The 19,293-nt window shown below is 60.5% G+C and carries 18 protein-coding genes and 1 pseudogene; 8 read left to right on the top strand and 11 right to left on the bottom strand.

Annotation, left to right across the window (positions count from 1 at the left end):
• Nucleotides 1–31 precede the first annotated feature (31 nt).
• From HBO12_RS16115 to fabB, 5 genes are all read left to right on the top strand, one after another.
• Nucleotides 32–2,152: a TonB-dependent receptor domain-containing protein gene (locus HBO12_RS16115; RefSeq protein WP_170042650.1), complete on the top strand. Its 2,121-nt coding sequence runs from the start codon at nucleotides 32–34 to the stop codon at nucleotides 2,150–2,152.
• A gap of 1 nt (nucleotide 2,153) precedes the next feature.
• On the top strand, nucleotides 2,154–3,086 hold the full coding sequence (locus tag HBO12_RS16110; RefSeq protein WP_222932600.1) for an ABC transporter substrate-binding protein: 933 nt from the start codon (nucleotides 2,154–2,156) through the stop codon (nucleotides 3,084–3,086).
• Nucleotides 3,083–4,984 carry an ATP-binding protein gene (locus HBO12_RS16105; protein ID WP_169956799.1) on the top strand — a complete coding sequence of 634 codons (1,902 nt, stop codon included), beginning with the start codon at nucleotides 3,083–3,085 and terminating at the stop codon, nucleotides 4,982–4,984. Before HBO12_RS16110 ends, HBO12_RS16105 begins: the two co-directional genes overlap by 4 nt.
• Nucleotides 4,985–5,232: 248 nt before the next feature.
• Entirely contained in the window at nucleotides 5,233–5,748 is a 516-nt protein-coding gene (gene fabA / locus HBO12_RS16100; RefSeq protein WP_003210552.1) for a 3-hydroxyacyl-[acyl-carrier-protein] dehydratase FabA, read from the top strand.
• Between the two features lie 11 nt (nucleotides 5,749–5,759).
• Entirely contained in the window at nucleotides 5,760–6,980 is a 1,221-nt protein-coding gene (gene fabB, locus HBO12_RS16095) for a beta-ketoacyl-ACP synthase I (RefSeq protein ID WP_170042649.1), read from the top strand.
• A gap of 184 nt (nucleotides 6,981–7,164) precedes the next feature.
• Here the strand turns inward: fabB and HBO12_RS28785 are convergent, their stop codons facing one another.
• The 4 genes and pseudogenes from HBO12_RS28785 to HBO12_RS16080 form a co-directional block, all read right to left on the bottom strand.
• Entirely contained in the window at nucleotides 7,165–8,028 is an 864-nt protein-coding gene (locus HBO12_RS28785; RefSeq protein ID WP_407073440.1) for a methyl-accepting chemotaxis protein, read from the bottom strand.
• Nucleotides 8,020–8,790 (bottom strand): annotated as a pseudogene (locus HBO12_RS28780) (MCP four helix bundle domain-containing protein); the annotation flags it as partial. The pseudogene HBO12_RS28780 and the gene HBO12_RS28785, both read right to left, overlap by 9 nt.
• 139 nt (nucleotides 8,791–8,929) lie before the next feature.
• Nucleotides 8,930–9,394: a DUF3859 domain-containing protein gene (locus tag HBO12_RS16085; protein WP_169956500.1), complete on the bottom strand. Its 465-nt coding sequence runs from the start codon at nucleotides 9,392–9,394 to the stop codon at nucleotides 8,930–8,932.
• 67 nt (nucleotides 9,395–9,461) lie between these two features.
• Nucleotides 9,462–10,466: an amidohydrolase family protein gene (locus HBO12_RS16080; protein WP_170042648.1), complete on the bottom strand. Its 1,005-nt coding sequence runs from the start codon at nucleotides 10,464–10,466 to the stop codon at nucleotides 9,462–9,464.
• A gap of 140 nt (nucleotides 10,467–10,606) precedes the next feature.
• Between HBO12_RS16080 and HBO12_RS16075 the strand changes: the two genes are divergently transcribed.
• Nucleotides 10,607–11,023 carry an OsmC family protein gene (locus HBO12_RS16075; RefSeq protein WP_170042647.1) on the top strand — a complete coding sequence of 139 codons (417 nt, stop codon included), beginning with the start codon at nucleotides 10,607–10,609 and terminating at the stop codon, nucleotides 11,021–11,023.
• 64 nt (nucleotides 11,024–11,087) lie between these two features.
• Entirely contained in the window at nucleotides 11,088–11,954 is an 867-nt protein-coding gene (locus HBO12_RS16070; protein ID WP_170042646.1) for a pirin family protein, read from the top strand.
• Nucleotides 11,955–12,047: 93 nt separating this feature from the next.
• On the opposite strand, the gene HBO12_RS16065 is transcribed toward HBO12_RS16070, so the two are convergent.
• The 4 genes from HBO12_RS16065 to HBO12_RS16050 form a co-directional block, all read right to left on the bottom strand.
• Nucleotides 12,048–12,776 carry a dienelactone hydrolase family protein gene (locus HBO12_RS16065; RefSeq protein WP_170042645.1) on the bottom strand — a complete coding sequence of 243 codons (729 nt, stop codon included), beginning with the start codon at nucleotides 12,774–12,776 and terminating at the stop codon, nucleotides 12,048–12,050.
• A 67-nt stretch (nucleotides 12,777–12,843) separates the two neighbouring features.
• Nucleotides 12,844–14,748, bottom strand: coding sequence for a molecular chaperone HtpG (gene htpG, locus HBO12_RS16060; RefSeq protein WP_169956490.1), 1,905 nt, complete (start codon nucleotides 14,746–14,748; stop codon nucleotides 12,844–12,846).
• A gap of 89 nt (nucleotides 14,749–14,837) precedes the next feature.
• On the bottom strand, nucleotides 14,838–15,302 hold the full coding sequence (locus tag HBO12_RS16055) for a PaaI family thioesterase (protein ID WP_169956488.1): 465 nt from the start codon (nucleotides 15,300–15,302) through the stop codon (nucleotides 14,838–14,840).
• Nucleotides 15,299–15,775, bottom strand: a complete 477-nt coding sequence (locus HBO12_RS16050; RefSeq protein ID WP_169956486.1) for a PaaI family thioesterase — start codon at nucleotides 15,773–15,775, stop codon at nucleotides 15,299–15,301. The genes HBO12_RS16055 and HBO12_RS16050 overlap by 4 nt, the downstream gene beginning before the upstream one ends.
• Before the next feature lie 158 nt (nucleotides 15,776–15,933).
• Here HBO12_RS16050 and HBO12_RS16045 point away from each other — a divergent pair, with 158 nt between their 5' ends.
• Complete coding sequence (locus tag HBO12_RS16045; RefSeq protein ID WP_029292691.1) at nucleotides 15,934–16,185, top strand: hypothetical protein; 252 nt, start codon at nucleotides 15,934–15,936, stop codon at nucleotides 16,183–16,185.
• 73 nt (nucleotides 16,186–16,258) lie between these two features.
• Here HBO12_RS16045 and HBO12_RS16040 read toward each other — a convergent pair whose 3' ends face one another.
• The 3 genes from HBO12_RS16040 to brnQ form a co-directional block, all read right to left on the bottom strand.
• Nucleotides 16,259–16,660: an MAPEG family protein gene (locus HBO12_RS16040; protein ID WP_169956484.1), complete on the bottom strand. Its 402-nt coding sequence runs from the start codon at nucleotides 16,658–16,660 to the stop codon at nucleotides 16,259–16,261.
• Nucleotides 16,657–17,397, bottom strand: coding sequence for a DUF599 domain-containing protein (locus HBO12_RS16035; RefSeq protein WP_169956482.1), 741 nt, complete (start codon nucleotides 17,395–17,397; stop codon nucleotides 16,657–16,659). Before HBO12_RS16035 ends, HBO12_RS16040 begins: the two co-directional genes overlap by 4 nt.
• A 199-nt stretch (nucleotides 17,398–17,596) precedes the next feature.
• Nucleotides 17,597–18,910 (bottom strand): branched-chain amino acid transport system II carrier protein, encoded by a 1,314-nt coding sequence (brnQ, locus tag HBO12_RS16030; RefSeq protein ID WP_169956480.1) that lies wholly within the window; start codon nucleotides 18,908–18,910, stop codon nucleotides 17,597–17,599.
• Between the last annotated feature and the right edge of the window lie 383 nt (nucleotides 18,911–19,293).

The raw sequence follows: 19,293 nt of genomic DNA, 5'->3' as shown, positions 1-19,293 counted from the left end.
GGCGGCTATCCGCAATTATCAAGGCCGTGCCGTGTATTTGGGCCCTCCTCCTCGTTCATCTGTGTTTCTGGCGCTGCTGGTCAGTGCGCCATTGCTGGCCGACGATCTGTTCCTCGACAACCAACCGCTGCCCCAGGTCCTCACGGCGACCCGGCTCAAGCAGTCGGCCGCCGCCGTGCCTGGCAGCATGACGGTGATCGACAGCGAACTGATCAAGGCCAGCGGCGCGCGGGATATCGCCGAGTTGCTGCGCCTGGTGCCGGGGATGATGGTGGGCTACACCTCGGGCAACCAGGCTGCCGTCAACTATCACGGCACCAACGCCAGCGAAGCACGGCGCATGCAGGTGCTGATCGATGGCCGCTCGGTGTACCGCGCCGGCCTCGCCACGGTGGACTGGAGCGATATTCCGGTGGCCATGGAGGATATCGAGCGGATCGAGGTGTTCCGTGGGCCCAATACCGTCAGCTACGGCGCCAATGCGCTGATGGCAGTGGTCAATATCCTCACCCGCTCGCCGGCCAACAGCCTGGGCACCCGGATGAAAATGACCCGGGGCGAGCGCGGCATCAATGATTGGTATGCCAGCCAGGGCCTGGGCTGGGACACCGGCAACCTGCGGCTGTCGCTGTCCGGGCAACAAGACGACGGTTTTGACAGCGACCGGGTGGGTGCCGACTACCGCGATAGCCGGCGCCTCAACCGCTTCAGCCTGAAAGTCAGCCAGACCCTCGACCAGCAGCAAAGCATCGACTGGCAGATCAACGCCAAGGAAGGGACCAACCAGCGGCCGTACACCTACAAGCCGGTGTTTGCCGGGATTACCGATGGTGGTACTGATTCCGACGTCAGCGCCAAGGACTACGCCGCCTCCCTGCGCTGGAACTTCGACTTCAACCCCGACCACAGCCTGTATATCCAGGGTTCGGCGCAGCAGTGGGATCGCCGCCAGGTGTGGAAAGCCTGTGACGCCAAGGTCTCGTTCAGCCCGCAGTTGACACAGTTGTGGCAAATGAACCCCAACTACGCTGAAAAGTTGGCGCGGCACATGCAGGATTACCAGGGCGGCACCCCACCGCAGGGTTCCGCAGCCGAGCAGGCGCTGGCCCAAGAGGTCATCGAACAGTGGAATCAAGGCGGCAAGGAAAGCGTCTGCGGCAACATCGACCAAAGCACCAAGGAAAGCCGCTACGACCTGGAAGTACAGGACACCCTGAGCCTGTCCGACAGCCTGCGCCTGGTCAGCGGCATGAATTACCGCTACGACCGCGCCGACTCCGACACCTATTTCAATGGCCGGCTGGACGACACCACCTGGCGCCTGTTCGGCCATCTGGAATGGCGCGCCAGCGAACATTGGCTGTTGCAGGGCGGGGCGATGTACGAAAGCACCCAATTGAGCGGCAATTCGCTCACGCCCAGGGTCGCGGTCAACTACCTGATCAACCCGCGCCATGGGCTGCGCGCGGTGTACTCCGAGGCCATCCGCTCGCCGGACATGTTCGAGAACAATGTGAACTGGAGCTACCGGGTCACCAACCTCAGTTCCCCCGTGTACGGGCAGAACTCCGGGCAGTATTTCGTCAAGACCCGGGGCCCGGGCGACCTCGACAAGGAGCTGATGCGCTCCCGGGAGCTGGGCTACAACGGTTTTTTTGCCGACATTGGGCTGAACCTCGACGTCAAGCTGTTCTATGACGAAATCACCGGCATGATCAGCGAGCCCTTGCGCAACAACCAGTACATCGCCAGCAACAGTAACAGCTCGCGTTTTACCGGGACCGAGACCCAGCTGGACTGGCACTTGAGTACCGCCGACCGCCTGCGCCTGACCTATGCTTACGTGGATGCCGACGCCAGCAACGCGCTGGACCGCCAACAGACCGCACGCAACAGCGGCTCGGCCGGCTGGATGCGCGAGTGGGGGCAAGGCTGGTCCAGCGCGCTGTTCTATTATGGCAACGATGCACTCAATCAATATCGCTTTGAACGGGTCGACATGCGAGTCGCCAAACGCATCGCCCTGGGCAAGGCCAACCTGGAGCTGGCCGGCATGCTGCAACAACGCCTCGACCACCAGCCCACCACCCAGGTCGACAATAACTACGACCAGCGCCACGTCCTCTACTTCAGTGCGGAGTTAGAGTTCTGACATGAACCCTGCCCAGTCAAGGATGACCGCCCTCTTCGGCGCCAGGTTCTGGCGCCGCTGCCTGCTGCTCGCCAGCCTGGCATTGGCCAAGCCCGTGTGGAGCGCCGAAATCCTGCTGACCGCCGCCGAGGATGGCCCCGGCGTGCAGGCATTCACCCAGGCCCTGCGCGAGCAACGCCCTGCCGATAGCGTCACCTTCAAGGCCCTGCAAGACATGCCCGCCCCTGGCCAACTGCCGAGCAGCACCCGCCTGGTCCTGCTGGACCCGCCCAGCCTCGACTGGCGCCTGCAGGATCCCCAGGGCCCGGCCACCCTGGTGCTGCGTATCAGTCGCCTGCAAGCCCGCGAGCGCCTGGGCAACCATGTGCCTGGCAAGATCAGCCTGCTGTGGAGCGACCCGCCCCTGAACCGGCAGTTGCGTCTGATCGCCAATATCCTGCCCCAGGCCCGGCGTATCGGCGTGCTGTACGGCAGCGAAAGCGAATTCCTGCTGCCAGAGTTGCGCCAGCATGCGTCGGCCCAGGGCCTGGAAATCGTCGCCCAGCACTGGGACAACATTAATGACAGTCGCCCGTTGCTGAACCTGTTCAAAAACAGCGATGTGTTGCTGGGGCTGGATGATCCGCAGTTGTACAACCCAAAGACCGTGAAAAACCTGCTGCTGAGCAGCTACGCCAGGCAGTTGCCGCTGATCGGGCCCAACGCCGGCTTCGTACGGGCCGGCAGCCTGGCCAGTACCTACAGCGACCAGGCCGACTGGCTGGATGTACTTGACCGCCTGCTCGATCGCCCGCCGGCCAGTTGGCCGCGCTCGCTGTATCCGGAACACTTCAAAGTCGTGGGCAACCCGCAAGTGGCGCGCTCGCTGGGGATCGAACAGGTGGATGAGACCGCCGTCGCGACCCGATTGGCCGAAGGGGAGAAACACCCATGACCTTGCGTCGCCGCTGGGATATCAACACCCGCACCCAGATCATCACCCTGGGCCCGGCCCTGTTGCTGACGTTGCTGTTGATCAGCTTCTTTACCTTCGTGCGGATCCAGGATCTGCGCCAGGAACTGGACCACACCGGCCAACTGATCGCCAACCAACTGGCCCCGGCCACCGAGTACGGGGTGATTTCGGGCAACAACGACGTGCTCGACAGCCTGCTGCGGGCGACCCTGGCCACGCCGCACGTGCGCTTCCTGGAAATCCAGGACAGCGCGGAAAACATCCTGGTGTATGTGGAGCAGCCATCGGAAAAGCACGACCGCTCGCTGTCGGTGAAAATCTTCCAGGCGCCGATCCGTCTGCAGCATATCCAGTTGGGCAACGATTTTTTCCAGGACAGCACCGCGCAATCCAAAGCGCCACGGGCCGACTACCTGGGGCGGGTGATCGTCGGCATGTCCAATGACGCCTTCAGCCAGCGCCAGCAGGAAATCCTCTTCAAGGCCGCGATCCTCGCCCTGTTTGCCCTGCTCTTTACCTTCCTGCTGGCGCGGCGCCTGGCCGCCAGCCTGTCGCAGCCGATCAGCGCCATGGGCCATGCGGTCAAGGCGATCCAGCAGGGTGACTACAGGGCCCCGCTGCCGATTGTCGACGACTCGGAGTTGGGCGATCTGTCCCGGCATATCAACAACCTTGCCGAAGGCCTGCACCACGCCAGCCGCGAACAGCAGCAGGCCATGGCCCAGTTGATCCAGACGCGCGAGGAAGCCGAGCGCGCCAACAGCGCAAAATCCGACTTCCTGGCGATGATGAGCCACGAACTGCGCACGCCGATGAATGGTGTGCTGGGCATGCTGCAACTGCTCGAAACCACGTCCATGACCGACGAGCAGACCGAGTACGCCGCGCTGGCCTCGGAGTCCACCGAGCACCTGCTCAAAGTCATCAACGATATCCTCGACTTCTCGCGTATCGAACGTTCGGCCCTGGAGCTTGAACATATCCCGTTCAACCTGGTGGACCTGATCAACAGTTGCGCCCAGGCCTTCCAGCACAGCGCCATACAGCGCGGGCTGATCCTGGAACTGCCGATCCCGCCGGGCATGGAGGCGTTGCGCGTGCAGGGCGACCCGACGCGGATCCGGCAGATCCTGGTGAACCTGATCGGCAATGCGCTGAAATTCACCGAGCAGGGCACGGTCAGCGTCGAGCCCAACTGGCAGACCCTGGACCATGAACTGCTGTGGTTCACCTGCACCGTGCGCGACACCGGGATTGGCATCTCGGCCGAGCGCCTGGAACTGATGTTCGATGCTTTTCAACAGGCGGACAGCTCTATCTCCAGGCGTTACGGCGGCACCGGCCTGGGCCTGCCGATTGCCCGCACCCTGGCCGAGCGCATGGGCGGCACCTTGCGCGCCAAGAGCGAAGAAGGCCTGGGGTCGGTGTTCACCCTGGAAATCCCCCTGGCGATCTACCAACAGAGCCTGCCGCAGATCGCCGCAGCCACCCAGCACAAAGCCAGTGCCGGTGAAGGTCGCAATGTGTTGCTGGTGGAGGACAACCCGGTCAACCGCACGGTGGTTCAAGCCATGCTGCGCAGCCTGGGGTTCGAGGTGAGCATCGCCACCGATGGCGCCGAAGCGATTCGCAGTGCCGAAAGCCTGATTTTCACGGCGATCCTGATGGATTGCCGGCTGCCGGTGATCGACGGCTATGAAGCCACCCGCCAGATTCGCCAATTGCCCGGCTGCGCCGACCTGCCAATCATTGCCCTGACAGCCAATGCGTTACAGGGCGATCGCGAGGCGTGCCTGGCCGCTGGAATGAACGATTACCTGGCCAAGCCGTTCAAACGCACGGATTTGCAGCAAATCCTACAGCGCTGGGTGCATTAGATCAGCACCATCAGCCAACTGCGACTGGCGTGAAACACGAAAGTGCGGCAGTCTTAGGCACCCGAGTGGGCCTATAAATGAGTCCGGTTTAAAATTTCAGTGCACAAGTGTACATTCATGTCCTTGATGCTGTGACTTTCACTACAACGCAATAGTCTACCTGTAGGCTGCCGACGTGAGGCAAGCACGCTTCAGTCGGTCGGGAAGATTTACCCGGCCCTGCCGCATGGGATTATTGAGGAGCTCGCATGACCAAACAAAACGCCTTTACCCGGGAAGACCTGCTGCGCTGCAGTCGCGGTGAGCTGTTCGGCCCAGGTAACGCGCAACTGCCCGCCCCTAACATGCTGATGGTGGATCGCATCACCCATATCAGCGAAGAGGGTGGCAAGTACGGCAAAGGTGAATTGGTCGCCGAGCTGGATATCACCCCGGACCTGTGGTTCTTCGCCTGCCATTTCGAAGGTGACCCGGTGATGCCAGGCTGCCTGGGCCTGGATGCCATGTGGCAACTGGTCGGTTTCTACCTCGGCTGGCAAGGCCTGCCGGGCCGCGGTCGCGCCTTGGGTTCGGGCGAAGTGAAGTTCTTTGGCCAGGTCCTGCCAACCGCCAAGAAAGTCACCTACAACATTCAAATCAAGCGCGTCCTCAAGGGCAAGCTGAACCTGGCCATTGCCGACGGTTCGGTGACTGTCGACGGTCGCGAGATCTACACCGCCGAAGGCCTTCGCGTCGGCGTGTTCACTTCCACTGACAACTTTTAAGGGTTATCCGCATGCGCCGCGTCGTTATCACTGGTCTGGGCATCGTTTCGTGCCTGGGCAATGACAAAGAGACCGTCTCCGCTAACCTGCGTGCAAGTCGCCCTGGCATCCGCTTCAACCCGGAATATGCCGAAATGGGTCTGCGTAGCCAGGTTTCCGGCTCCATCGACCTCCCCCTCGAAGAACTGATCGATCGCAAGATCTATCGCTTCGTTGGCCACGCCGCAGCTTATGCCTACCTGGCCATGAAAGACGCAATCGCCGACTCCGGCCTGAGCGACGACCAGGTGTCCAACGTACGCACCGGTCTGATCGCAGGCTCCGGTGGCGCGTCGACCTTGAACCAGATGGAAGCGCTGGACATCCTGCGCGAGAAAGGCGTCAAGCGCGTTGGCCCGTACCGCGTCACGCGGACCATGGGCAGCACCGTTTCCGCATGCCTGGCCACGCCATTCCAGATCAAGGGCGTGAACTACTCGATCTCCTCCGCCTGCGCCACCAGTGCTCACTGCATTGGCACCGCGGTCGAGCAGATCCAGCTGGGCAAGCAAGACATCGTATTCGCCGGTGGCGGTGAAGAAGAACACTGGAGCCAATCGTTCCTGTTCGACGCCATGGGCGCGCTGTCCACCCAGTACAACGAAACCCCGGAAAAAGCCTCCCGTGCCTACGACGCCAAGCGTGACGGTTTCGTCATCGCCGGTGGTGGCGGCATGGTGGTGGTCGAGGAGCTGGAACACGCCCTGGCCCGTGGCGCGAAGATCTACGCGGAAATCGTCGGCTACGGCGCGACTTCCGACGGCTACGACATGGTTGCGCCAAGCGGCGAAGGTGCCATCCGTTGCATGCAGATGGCCATGTCCACCGTGGATACGCCAATCGACTACCTGAACACCCATGGCACCTCCACTCCGGTGGGCGATGCCAAGGAAATGGAAGGCGTGCGTGCGGTATTCGGCGACAAGGCTCCGGCCATCAGCTCCACCAAGAGCCTGTCGGGTCACTCCCTGGGCGCCGCCGGCGTTCACGAAGCGATCTACTGCCTGCTGATGATGGAAGGCAACTTCATGGCCGGTTCGGCCAACATCGAAGAGCTGGACCCAGCCGTGGCTGATATGCCGATCCTGACCAAGACCCGTGAAGATGCCACCATCAACACGGTCATGAGCAACAGCTTCGGCTTTGGCGGCACCAATGCCACCCTGGTGCTCAAGCGCTGGCAGGGTAAGTAATACCCCGCAGGTTGTGCTTATGAAAACGCCCCGACTGGTTCGGGGCGTTTTTTATTGGGCGGGGGGTTATTCAAGACCGAGTCGTCTTCATCGCAGGCAAGCCAGCTCCCACATTGATCGCATTCCAACTCAGTCAACTGTGGGAGCTGGCTTGCCTGCGATGGGGCCAACCCGGTTTAAAGCCTTACACCGAAAACCGCGCCACCATGGTGTTCAAATCCACCGCCAAGCGCGACAGCTCATGACTCGCCGCACTGGTCTGGTTCGCCCCCGCCGAGGTCTGCATCGCCAGGTCGCGAATATTCATCAGGTTGCGATCCACCTCCCGCGCCACCGCTGCCTGCTGCTCCGAGGCGCTGGCAATCACCAGGTTGCGCTCATTGATCAGGGTAAACGCCGAGGCAATCTCCTCCAGCGCAGTGCCCGCTGACTTGGCAATGTCCAGGGTCGCTCGCGCCCGACCGTTGCTCTGTTGCATGGCGCTGACCGCCTGATCGGTGCCCTGCTGAATCCCACCGATCATCTGCTCGATTTCCCGGGTCGATTGCTGGGTGCGATGGGCCAGGGCCCGCACTTCATCGGCCACCACCGCAAAACCACGCCCGGCCTCGCCGGCTCGCGCCGCCTCGATCGCCGCATTCAGCGCCAGTAGATTGGTCTGTTCGGCAATCGCGCGGATTACATCCAGCACCTTGCTGATGCCGTACACCTTCTGCGCCAGGTCCTCGACCTGGGTGGCGTTGGCGGTCACGTCGTCGGCCAGGGACTCAATCGACAGCACCGTCTGATGCACCTGCTCGCGCCCCTGCTGGGCAATGCGATCGGATTCGCGCGAGGCCTGGGAGGTAGCCACCGCGTTACTGGCCACCTCCTCCACCGCGGCGGTCATCTGATTGACCGCCGTGGCGGCCTGTTCGATTTCCTGGCTTTGCTGGTGCAGGCCACGGGTGGCGTCTTCGGTGACCGAACTGAGCTCCTCGGAAGCAGAGGCCAATTGGCTGGAGGATTGGGAAATACGCAGGATCGTCTCGCGCAGGTTTTCCTGCATGCTCTTGAGCGCCTGTTGCAGGCGCGCTGGCTCGTCCTTGCCGCTGACGGTGATCTCGCCGGTCAAGTCGCCGCTGGCCACCCCCTGGGCGACCCTCACCGACTGCGCCAGTGGCAATACGATGCTGCGGGTCAACAACACCGCCAGTCCCACGGTAATCAGCGCGGTCAGGGCAATCATGCCGATCACCCAGACTCGCGATTGACTGAACACTTGCTGGGCCAGGGTGGCCGCCTGGTTGGCGCTGACCTTGTTGAGGGTAACCAGTTCGCCGAGGGTGCCGGCCAACGCGTCGGCCAGGTGGTTCATCTCGCCGTTGACCACCTTGATCGCGTCTTCCACCTGGTTCTGCCGGGAAAACGCCATGACCTGCTCCTGGCGTTGCAGGTATTGCTGCTCCTCGAGCTTGAAGCGGTCAAACAGCACCCGCTCCTGGGGCAGGACTATCAGGGCATCGTACAGCGACTGCGCGTTGTGCAACTGCTTTTTGATATCGAGGATTTTCTGTTCATTCTGCGCCACTGCCTGTGGGTCGCGGTTGACCAACAGGCGCAAGGTCAAGGCCCGTACCCGCAGCAGGTCCTGATTCATTTCGCCGACGGCCATCACGCTGGGCAGCCAGTTGGTTTCCACCTGGTCCGACTGCGCACGCATATTGGCCATTTGCACCAAGGCGAACCCGCCGAGCACAAACACCATCAACGCCAACAATCCAAAACCCAGGCCTGCACGTGGAGCGATATTGAGACTTCGGATACTCATTGCTCGGACTCCTTCCAAGAGCGCTGCATCCACCTGCAGCGGGTTGCTCTTGAAAGGTATCGGCGTCTTCGACTTTTTGCGTAAGACGAAAACGCGATATCAAAACGCCTTTATCTGCCTAGCCCATGACTGTAGCGATTCAGCGCACGGTAAAGCTCTTCTGGGTCAGCAGGCGATCGCCCTGGAACACCATGAATCGCCACTCGCCCGGCACCACCTCGTGGCTTTCGGTGAACTCGTAGGCCATCACGTCCTGAGGCGCACCGGGCACCAGTTTCTGGGTCACTTCGAATTTGTCATGCCGCTGGCCATCAGCCGTGCGGATGCCTGGGGTGAAATAGAGCAAGGTCAGCGGCGTGTCTTCGGCGACCTTGCCCAACAACTGATAACGCAGGCCGAACTTGGTGCCCAGCTTGGCCGGCACCACGGTAGTGGCCTGGATCTGTTCGTTGCTGCGGCGCAACACACGCTCGCCCGACTGCAACTCGGCTTTCGGGCCTTCGAACACGCCGAACTCTACCGGGCCTTCAATACGGACTTCGGCGCCAGCCAGGCCGCTGATCATCATCAATGCCGCCAGGGCGCTTAAACGGGTGAGGTGCATAGTGGGCTCCTTGAGTGAGATGGCGGGAGCTTATGACACCGGTATGACGGGACGATGACAAACCCGATCAGCGCGCCTTGGGCAAGATCGCCAGGAAATTGTCCCGTGCGACTTTTCGCGCGACGTCTTCAGGCAAGGCATCGAGGAAGGGATTGAAGCTGCGCATTTCCTTACCCAACTTATTGAACCGCCCTACAACATCAGACCCCAGCATAAAGCGCTCCGGGAAGCGCTCCACCAGTTTCAACCACTCCGGCCGGGGCTTTCCCGCATCGTCGAGCAAGTACGGCGTGAGCACGCTCCAGGACAGGTCGATGTACAGGTTGGGATACGCCTCAAGCATGCGGATCAAGGTCGGCAACAGAAAATCCAACTGCGTCTGGTGCCGGTGGATTTCCATGCTGGTGCCGGCATGGGCCCAGATAAACCGGGTGTGCGGATGATTGCGCAGTGGTTCTTCGATTTCTGCCAGATACAGGGGGTTGCGTTCGCGCTTGGAGGTGATGTTGGAATGCACCAGTACTGGCAGGTCATTCTCGGCGGCCAGGTGATAGATGCGCGTCATGGCCTCGTTATTGGCCCGCGGCGTGTCACCGGAGGTCAGCGCGGTCAGGTCATCGTGGCGGGTGAACACTTCGCCGATGCCCTGCCACAGGCCCGGATAGAGGTCGAGCATGCGCTGGATATGGGCCTCGGAGTTCTTGTCATTGGGGTTGAAGCCGCTGAGGAACGGGTGCAAATGCTGGCGCTGCTCGGGGGCCAGCTTGCTGACCGCTGCGGCGACGATCACATCGGTGGCGCTGTACCAGTAGGCATCCGCGTCATCCCCGGCGTAATAGCGCGGGCGCTTGGGTTCGTCTTCATGCCATTTTTTCGCCACCGGGACGCCGGAAATCATCACATGCTCAATGCGATTGTCGGCCATGGCCTTGAGCAGCTTGTCCATGCCAGCTGTCTCCTGGAAGAAGTCGACGTAATGCAGGTGCGCGTCGCTGTAGGCATAGTCGCGGGCCTGTACGGCAAGGCTGCTGGCGGCAAGCAACAGGACGAGGGGCAGGCGGGTCCAGGGCACGGTAAAACCTCAACAGGGGATAAGTGCGGTAGACCTGCGACGGCGTGCCGGGGTTCATCCGATAAAAAACGCGGAACACTCAGGTGCCAGCATGCTCTATAACTGCATGACCTTCATCCTGCCACCTAGTGAGGCTTGCCATGCCTGTTATCGTCAATACGCTGAACACCGAGAATTTTCGCCATAGCGTCAACATCAATAACCATGAGCTGTTTACCGACCTGCCCAAGACCCTGGGTGGCGACGACTCGGCGCCCTCGCCCCACGATTACTTCGACGCGGCGCTGGCCTCGTGCAAGGCGCTGACCGTCAAGCTGTATGCGCAGAAAAAGGACATCCCCCTGACCGGTGTGACCGTGGAAGTCACCCACGACAGCACCGAGGAGCAAAAGGGCAAGTACAAGCTCAACGTCAAGCTGACCCTCAAGGGCGTGCTCACCGATGAGCAGCGCGCCGAGCTGCATCGCGTGGCCGACAAGTGCCCGGTGCATAAACTGATGACTACCGCCGAGATCAGCATCGAGACCCGGCTTGCCGAAGGCGCGTTCAGCCAATAACACCGATTCCCTGTCTGGCGGGTTATGCTCAAGCCCTACAAACCCGCTCAGACAGGGACGCTCCATGACCACCGTGACCGTGATTCGCCCGCGCGCCGAAGATGTCGAAGGCCAACCGATCCTGCGCCCGCTGCCCTCGCGGGAATGCCGCAGCGTCGGGCCTTTCGTGTTTTTCGACCATATGCTCCGAACCCGCTACGCCCCCGGCAGTGGCATGAATATCCGCCAGCATCCGCATATCGGCTTGTCCACTCTCACCTACCTGTTTGAAGGCGAACTGCTGCACAAAGACAGCCTCGGCTCCGATCAAGTGGTGCAGGCCGGTGATGTCAGCTGGATGACCGCCGGCAGCGCCATTGCCCACGTCGAACGCACACCCGACGCGCTCAAGGCCAAGGGGTTCGAGCTGCATGGCCTGCAGGTGTGGCTGGCCTCACCCAAGGCACACGAGCAAGGGCCGGGGCATTACAGCCATCACCCTGCCAACAGCTTGCCGGTCAGTGACAACCTCGGCGTGGCGATCCGCATGATCGCCGGCAATGGCTTTTGCCTGGAATCACCGGTGCCGGTGCTGTCGCCGACGCTGTATGCCGAGGCTCATATGCAAACCGCCACCACCCTGCTGATTCCTCATGAGCATGAGGAACGGGCGGTGTATGTGCTCGACGGTGATGCGCAGTTGGATGGCGAACCTTTGGCAGTCCATAGCCTGGTGGTGTTGCCGGCGGGCCAGAGCATGACGCTGTTTGCCGAAACCGACTGCCATCTGGTGATCTTCGGCGGTGCGCCGCTGGATGGGCCTCGGCGGATCAACTGGAACTTTGTCGCCAGTGATCCGGCGTTGATCGAACAGGCTCGCCAGCGCTGGGCGGCTGGGGATTGGCCGACGGTGCCAGGGGAGACAGGGAGAATTGAGTTGCCTCTGAGATAGCTATCGTGGGCAAGCCCGCTCCCACAGCTGGAATGCATTCCAAAATGTGGGAGTGGGCTTGCCCGCGACGGGGCCAACTCAGGCGCTAAATATTCAGCCCTTGAACACTTCATCCAACAAATTATGCATCGCCTGGAACGCCCGCCCGGCAGTCTTGGCGTCGTACATCATCTTGCCCGGCACATTCGCCTGCGGGTCAGTGAACGAATGCACCGCGCCACCGTAGCTCAGCAATTGCCAATCCACCCCGGCCGCGTTCATCTCGTCTTTAAAGGCAGGCAACTGCTCCCTGGGCACCAACGGGTCAGACGCTCCATGCAGCACCAGCACCGAACCCTTGATGCGCTTGGCATCCGCCGGGTTTGGCGTGTCGAGGGTGCCATGGAACGACACCGCTGCCTTCAGCGACGCCCCGGTACGTGCCAGCTCCAGTGAACAGCAACCGCCAAAACAGAAGCCAAAGGTCGCCAGCTTCGAGGTATCGACCGCGGCTTCGGCCTGACCTTGCAGTTGCGCAAAAGCCGCCTGCATGCGCTTGTTCAGCAAGCCACGGTCATTTTTCAACGGCATCATCGCGGCGCCAGCTTCATCGCCATTGGACGGGCGCACCTGTTGCCCGTACAGATCGGCGATCAACACCACATAGCCCTTGCCGGCCACGGCCTTGGCGATCTCTTCGGCGCCTGCGCTGACGCCCATCCAGTTCGGCGCCATCAACAGGCCCGGCAGCGGGTCCGTGTGGCTGGCATCGAAGGCCAGGCGGCTTTCATAAGACTGGCCATCAATCTGATAGACCACGGAACGCACGGTGACTTGGCTCATCATTTTCTCCAGTTGATATGCACGAGAACGAAAAACCCCGCCGAAGCGGGGTTTTCTTGCAGCGTTGTTAAACCGACAGTTCAACCAACAGCTTGTTCAGTCGGCGCACGTAGGCGGCCGGGTCTTTCAAGCTGTCCCCTGCGGCCAGGGCCGCCTGGTCGAAGAGGATGTGCGACAGGTCGCCAAAACGCTCTTCACTCTGCTCGCCGTCGAGTTTCTCGATCAGCGGGTGAGCCGGGTTGAATTCGAAGATCGGCTTGGAATCCGGCACCTTCTGCCCGCTGGCTTCAAGGATCTGGCGCATCTGCATGCCCAGGTCCTGCTCGCCGATGGCCAGGATCGCCGGGGAGTCGGTCAGACGGTGGGAAACCCGCACTTCGCTGACGGCATCGCCCAGTGCGGTCTTGATGCGCTCAACCAGGCCTTCTTTGGCCTTGGCCACTTCTTCGGCTTCTTTCTTCTCTTCTTCGGAGTCCAGGTTACCCAGGTCCAGGTCACCACGGGCCACGTCGACGAAGGACTTACCGTCGAACTCGCTGAGGTAGCTCATCAGCCACTCGTCGATACGGTCGGTGAGCAGCAGCACTTCGATGCCTTTCTTGCGGAAGACTTCCAGGTGCGGGCTGTTCTTGACCTGAGCGTAGGTTTCGCCGGTCAGGTAGTAGATCTTGTCCTGACCTTCCTTGGCGCGCGCCAGGTACTCGGCCAGGGACACCACCTGCTCGCCGTCCTCGCCTTGAGTCGAGGCAAAACGCAGCAGGCCGGCGATTTTTTCCTTGTTGGCGAAATCTTCTGCCGGGCCTTCCTTCATGACCTGGCCGAAGTTTTTCCAGAAGCCCTTGTATTGCTCAGGCTCGTTCTTCGCCAGTTTTTCCAGCATGTCCAGCACACGCTTGGTCAGCGCCGACTTCATGGAATCGATGATCGGGTCTTTCTGCAGGATTTCCCGCGACACGTTCAGCGACAGGTCGTTGGAGTCAACCACGCCCTTGATAAAGCGCAGGTACAGCGGCAGGAAGGATTCCGCCTGATCCATCACGAATACGCGCTGCACATACAGCTTCAGGCCTTTCGGCGCTTCGCGCTGGTACAGGTCGAACGGAGCGCGGGCCGGGACGTACAGCAGCGAGCTGTATTCCAGCTTGCCTTCGACCTTGTTGTGGCTCCAGCTCAGCGGATTTTCGTAGTCATGGGCGATGTGCTTGTAGAACTCCTGGTACTCCTCGTCCTTGACCTCGGTACGCGGACGGGTCCACAGGGCGCTGGCGCGGTTGACCACTTCCCACTCCTGGGCAGGAGCCTCTTCGCCTTCGGCCGCCGCTTGTTCTTTCGGCAGTTCGATGGGCAGCGCGATGTGGTCGGAGTACTTCTTGATGATGTTGCGCAGGCGCCAGCCATCGGCGAATTCGTCTTCACCGGACTTCAGGTGCAGCACGATGCGGGTACCGCGATCAGCCTTATCGACGGTGGCGATTTCAAATTCGCCCTCGCCTTTGGAAGACCAGTGCACGCCTTCGCTGGCGTCGAGACCGGCGCGGCGGCTGAACACTTCAACTTTGTCGGCGACGATAAAGGCCGAGTAGAAGCCCACGCCGAACTGGCCGATCAGGTGCGAATCTTTCTTCTGATCGCCCGAGAGGTTCTTCATGAAGTCGGCGGTGCCGGATTTGGCGATGGTGCCCAAATGGGTAATCGCGTCTTCACGGCTCATGCCGATGCCGTTGTCTTCGAGCGTGACGGTCTTGGCGTCCTTGTCGAAGCTCACACGGATTTTCAGTTCTGCGCCACCTTCCAGCAACTCAGGCTTGGACAGGGCTTCGAAACGTAATTTGTCGACAGCGTCAGAGGCGTTCGAGATCAATTCGCGAAGGAAGATTTCCTTGTTGGAATACAGCGAATGGATCATGAGGTGCAGCAGTTGCTTCACCTCGGTCTGGAAGCCCAGGGTTTCCTTTTGAGTTTCCACACTCATGGTCATCAAACTCCAATTGGATGGCAGTGGCCGCGCCCTAGAGGGTTGGCGGCGGGTTGTCATCAAAGTTGGGGGCTAAGACCAGGATTTCAAGGGTGGCCCTGCTCCTGAATCTTGAAATGCGCGCGAGCGGTAGCGATGGGCTCGGCAGGGGTGCTCTGCCAGGCAGTGATCGCCACATTGGCCACCCGCCGTCCCTGGCGCCACACCTGGCAGGTTGCGTAGGTGTCGCGAAACTGCCCGGCCCGCAAGTAATCCAGGGAAAAATCGACGATCTTCGGCAGGCCTGTTTCAACCCGTGGGGTGCCTGTAGCCACCCATAGATGAAAGGCCGCCGACAACTCCATAAACCCTGCGATCACCCCGCCATGGATGGCCGGCAATATCGGGTTACCAATATTGTCCTTGTTCGCCGGCATGCGGAACAACAACTCATCCCCCAGTCGCGTGCACTCGACGCCGATCAGGCGGGCATAGGGAATCAACTCGAGCAACGCCTTATAGTCGCCGCGTTGGTGGGCCTGCTGCATCCGGGTCTTGAATTGATGGGTCATGCCTGTTCTCCCTTGATGCTACTGCCCAGCCCCTTGGTGCCCTTCAATCGCTTGCCCATGCGCATGAACGTGCCCACTACGTGGGCAATCGGCTGCTGGGGATCGTCCTGGTAAGCAAAGCCCCGGGTGAAAATCACATCGGTGGTCACCCGATAACATTGGGCAAAGCCAAACACCGTCTTGTGCGGCTCGGCCGGGTGCATGTAGTCAATGCGCAGATCCAGGGTCGGGCAGACCTCGAACTCCGGCAGCACGCACAGGGTGGCCATGCCACAGGCGGTGTCCATCAGCGAGGTCAAGGCGCCGCCATGGATGATCCCGGTTTGCGGATCGCCGACGATCTGCGGGCTGTAGGGCAGGTACAAGGTCATGCCCTCGGTGTTTGCATCATGTACCTGGATCCCCAGCACCTGACAGTGGCGCAGGGCTGAGACAAAACGTGCGGCACGCTCTAAAAGGGGGCTATCGGTCATTGGATAAAGACTCTTATTAGTAGTGATCCGGCGAAACAAATACCCCGGAAGAAAGTTCCTTGGCAAAACGGCTTATATATCTGTGGGATTAAAGGAACTAATGCGTACACCCCATGCTCGAAAGGCCAGTAGATATCTTCAATAAGGAGAAACACCCCATGCGCAAGACTTTCGCTGTTTCCTTGATGTTGGCTGCCGCCCTTGGCCTCGCTGCCTGCGATAAAAAATCCGAGGACAAAGCTCAGGATGCCAACCAGCATGCTGAACAAGCTCAGGAAAAAATGAGCGAAGCTCAGGATAAAGTGAACGACGCTGCAAAAGAAAACGCCGAAGCCGCCAAAGCCCAAGCTGAATCTGACGCTGCCGCCGCTAAAGAAGCTGCACCCGCTACACCTGCAACCGGTTCCTGATACCGCGGTTTAAATACCATGTTGCAAAAGAAAGCCCGCTTAATAGCGGGCTTTACTTTGCGCGAGACTTTTATCAGATCAGCAAAGTGCGAAATGTCGGACTAAGCATCAACAACAGCGAACACAGCAACCCCACCAGCCACACCAGGCTGCGCTGCCACGCCAAGTCCGCCCAATAACACGCAAGATAGACTACCCGCGCAATCACAAAGATGATCGCCAGCCAGTCAATCAGGTAGCCCTGGGTCTGGGTGGTATGGGCCATCAATACCCCCACCGCAAACAAAATAAACGCTTCAAAACTGTTTTGATGAGCAGCCACCGCCCGCGCGCCAAAGCCGGTCAGTTGTGCCTGTTGATGGCGAGGCAGATGGTTGTCATACCCGCCCTGCTCTTTCATGGCCTTGCCCACCGGCATGCGCGCCACGAAAATCAGCAACGCGCTGATAAACACACACCAGAACGGAATACTCACGATGTTGCCTCCTTGTTCGCTTCAGGCATCGGTGCCTCTGTAGGGGTATAGACCATGACTTCCAGAACGTCGGAATGAAATTCACGCCGATACAACACCAGCACCACCCCGCTGCTCATCAGCATGAACAGCCAGGGGCTGACAAACCAGGCGAGCATGGTCATCCCGAAGTAATAGGAACGCAGGCCGAAGTTGAACTGGTTGGCGGCCATGGAAATCACCCGCGCCGCCCGCGAGGCAAACGCCTTGCGCTCCTGCTCGGAGACGTGGCGCTCACCGACCATCGGCGCCGAGCCAATCAGGATGGCGGCGAAGTTGTACTGGCGCATGCACCAACTGAAGGTAAAGAAGGCATAGACAAACACCAGGGCCAGGCACAGCAGCTTGATCTCCGACATGCCCTGGGACGCCTGCTGCACCATGGGAATGTCCGCCAGCAGCGACACCGCGCGCTCCGAGGCTCCCAGCACGGTGAGGATACCGGCGAGGATGATCAGGGTGCTGGAGGCAAAGAACGAGGCGTTGCGCTCCAGGTTGCCGATCACGCTGGCATCGGCGATGCGGTTGTCGCGCAGGAGCATGCGGCGCATCCAGTCTTCGCGATACAGGTGCAACACACTGGCGAGGCAGGCAGTGTCACGGGCTTTCCAACTGGCGTAGCGGGTGTATCCGCCCCAGCAGATGACAAACCACAGCGCAGCAAGCAGGTGGATCAGGTTGGCTTCGACAAATGACATGCGGGTCCTCTAAACAATAGGGCTGGCTCACTCGGACAATGTAGGGCTTGCCTGCTCCCACACTGACCGTGTTCCTGATCTGGAAAACTCATAACCCCTTCGACGTTAGCCCGCAAAAAAAGACACCGCCGAGCGCCCATAAAAAATGCCCCGGATCGATAGATACGGGGCATTTCGATGTCAGCGTGTAACGAACGCTTTAAGCGATGGCTTCGCTGCGCTTGCCGAGCATGCGGTCGACCCCGAATGCAGCCACCAGGGTGATCACACAAGGCACCAGCCAGGCCAGGCCTTGTTCGCTCAATGGCAGGTTCGCCATTTGAGTGGGCATCCAGCCAGCCAGGCCTGCGCCCTTGAGTGCGTCAATGGTGCCGAAGATGAACGAAACCAGCATCACAGGGCCAAGGATACGGCCATGCTCATGCCAGAAATCCTTGCAGAAACTCAGGGCGACCAGAACGATGCACGGCGGGTAGATCGCGGTCAGGACCGGGATCGAGAACGCGATCAGCTTGGTCAGGCCCAGGTTGGACACCAGCAGCGAGAATGCAGCGAGGATCACCACCAGGGTCTTGTAGGACAGTGGCAACACACGGCTGAAGTACTCGGCGCAGGCACAAGTCAGGCCCACGGCTGTTACCAGGCACGCCAGGGAGATCAGCACCGCGAGGAAGCCGCTGCCCAGGGAGCCGAAGGTATGTTGTACGTAGGCGTGCAGTACCGCTGCGCCGTTGGCTGCACCGGCGGCCACTTCATGGCTGCCCGAACCGAGGCGGAACAGGCTGATGTACACCAGCGCCAGGCCGAGGCCGGCAATCAGTCCGGCAATGATCGCGTAACGGGTGATCAGCTGTGGCGATTCGACGCCACGGGAGCGGATAGCGTTGACAATCACGATGCCAAACACCAGTGCGCCCAGGGTATCCATGGTCAGGTAACCATTGATAAAGCCCTGGGAGAACGGTGCGGCGACGTACTCTGGCGTAGCAACGCCAATATCACCCGCAGGCAGGGCAAAGGCCGCGATGCCCAAGACCGCCAGCGCGATGATCTTCAGCGGCGCGAGGAAGCGGCCGACGGTATCCAAAAGGCGCCCTGGGTACAGGGAGATGAAGAACACCAGCAGGAAGTACACCGAGCTGTAGAGGAACAGTGCCAGCGGGCTTTCGCCGGTCAGTGGCGCCAGGCCGACTTCAAAGGAGACTGTTGCGGTACGTGGCGTGGCGAACAGCGGGCCGACTGCCAGGTAGCACGCTGCAGCCAGGATGCCACCGGCGACCTTGCCGATAGGGCTGCTCAAAGCGTCCATGCCACCGCCGACCTTGGCCAGGGCGATGACCGTGACCACCGGCAGGCCGACTGCAGTGATCAGGAAGCCCAGCGCTGCCATCCAGACATGGGGCCCGGACTGCAAACCAACGATAGGCGGGAAGATGATGTTACCGGCGCCCACGAACAGCGCAAAAGTCATAAAGCCCAACGCCAGGATATCCTGGCCTTTCAACACTTTCATTTGAGGAAATACCACACTACTGAATCGGAATTTAGAGGGGGATTCCCTATGGATGAGGGAAATACTGCCGGCCCTTATGGGGACCGACCGGTCTAGCACGCGGCTTCCTTTTGGGATGCGGGCGCATAAAGAGGCGGCAAGAGTACCGAATTTGTCTGACAAACGCACTGTTGCAGGGCGGACTGTCCGATAAGCGACACTTTGATGTCGCGTTTTCATACTTAACTTGGTAATACAAACAAATGTGGGAGCGCGCTTGCTCGCGAATGCGGTGGGTCAGCACCGAATGTATCAACTGATACACCGCATTCGCGAGCAAGCCCGCTCCCACATTTTGATCTTCAGCAACCTGCAGAATGCACAAAGGCCACCCGAAGGTGGCC

The sequence above is a fragment of the Pseudomonas sp. WS 5059 genome (assembly GCF_012985525.1).
In the GTDB taxonomy this organism is placed as follows: Bacteria; Pseudomonadota; Gammaproteobacteria; order Pseudomonadales; family Pseudomonadaceae; genus Aquipseudomonas.
The sequence above is the reverse complement of the archived record's forward strand: the minus strand, read 5'-3'. Positions and strand labels throughout refer to the sequence as shown.

Bases quoted from the DNA above. Each gene is read 5' to 3' on its own strand.
- HBO12_RS16110 (WP_222932600.1), top strand. From the start codon at position 2,154: ATGAACCCTGCCCAGTCAAGGATGACCGCCCTCTTCGGCGCCAGGTTC.
- HBO12_RS16105 (WP_169956799.1), top strand. From the start codon at position 3,083: ATGACCTTGCGTCGCCGCTGGGATATCAACACCCGCACCCAGATCATC.
- fabA (WP_003210552.1), top strand. From the start codon at position 5,233: ATGACCAAACAAAACGCCTTTACCCGGGAAGACCTGCTGCGCTGCAGT.
- fabB (WP_170042649.1), top strand. From the start codon at position 5,760: ATGCGCCGCGTCGTTATCACTGGTCTGGGCATCGTTTCGTGCCTGGGC.
- HBO12_RS28785 (WP_407073440.1), bottom strand. From the start codon at position 8,028: ATGCAGGAAAACCTGCGCGAGACGATCCTGCGTATTTCCCAATCCTCC.
- HBO12_RS16085 (WP_169956500.1), bottom strand. From the start codon at position 9,394: ATGCACCTCACCCGTTTAAGCGCCCTGGCGGCATTGATGATGATCAGC.
- HBO12_RS16075 (WP_170042647.1), top strand. From the start codon at position 10,607: ATGCCTGTTATCGTCAATACGCTGAACACCGAGAATTTTCGCCATAGC.
- HBO12_RS16070 (WP_170042646.1), top strand. From the start codon at position 11,088: ATGACCACCGTGACCGTGATTCGCCCGCGCGCCGAAGATGTCGAAGGC.
- HBO12_RS16065 (WP_170042645.1), bottom strand. From the start codon at position 12,776: ATGAGCCAAGTCACCGTGCGTTCCGTGGTCTATCAGATTGATGGCCAG.
- htpG (WP_169956490.1), bottom strand. From the start codon at position 14,748: ATGAGTGTGGAAACTCAAAAGGAAACCCTGGGCTTCCAGACCGAGGTG.
- HBO12_RS16055 (WP_169956488.1), bottom strand. From the start codon at position 15,302: ATGACCCATCAATTCAAGACCCGGATGCAGCAGGCCCACCAACGCGGC.
- HBO12_RS16050 (WP_169956486.1), bottom strand. From the start codon at position 15,775: ATGACCGATAGCCCCCTTTTAGAGCGTGCCGCACGTTTTGTCTCAGCC.
- HBO12_RS16045 (WP_029292691.1), top strand. From the start codon at position 15,934: ATGCGCAAGACTTTCGCTGTTTCCTTGATGTTGGCTGCCGCCCTTGGC.
- HBO12_RS16035 (WP_169956482.1), bottom strand. From the start codon at position 17,397: ATGTCATTTGTCGAAGCCAACCTGATCCACCTGCTTGCTGCGCTGTGG.
- brnQ (WP_169956480.1), bottom strand. From the start codon at position 18,910: ATGAAAGTGTTGAAAGGCCAGGATATCCTGGCGTTGGGCTTTATGACT.